1 pseudogene is annotated in these 499 nt (G+C 46.3%); it reads right to left on the bottom strand.

Annotation, left to right across the window (positions count from 1 at the left end):
• A pseudogene (locus ACGF5R_RS24465) lies at positions 1-499 on the bottom strand (phage tail tape measure protein); the annotation flags it as partial.

Here is a 499-nt window from a genome sequence, read left to right on the forward strand (position 1 = left end):
GGTTTCGGCTAACTGTATTAATGCTGGACGCAGCGACTGACCAATGCTAATAGCCGAATCATTAAACCCAATTTGAGTACGCCGCCATTGCGCTTCTAAGGTATCGTTCTGTTTATCAAAGTCGGTATCAACAGATTTTTGTGCCGAATCAGTCCCCATGCCTGTTTTGATACGCTGATAATCGCCCCAACGTTGCCGCATGGCCAAGAGATGGTTGACTGTCTGTACGTCGGTGAAAATAGAGGATAGCCCGAAGGATTCCATGAGCATACGCTGTGCATCTTCATCACCTCTGGCTCCCGCTTTTTTCCACTCTTTCATGAGATCGGCTCCTTTACTCTTGATAAAGCGGTCTGCGATCATGATTGAGGCTTCATATTGTGAGTACCCCGAAGAAACATATCTGCTCATTGAGGTTTGATAATCGACGTCAGCTTCAGCGTATCTTTTGGCAATATCACCACGTCCCATTGAAGCTAGCCAGTTCCTCATATTGGTA

The organism is Photorhabdus sp. RM71S, from assembly GCF_042879355.1.
GTDB lineage: Bacteria > Pseudomonadota > Gammaproteobacteria > Enterobacterales > Enterobacteriaceae > Photorhabdus > Photorhabdus kayaii.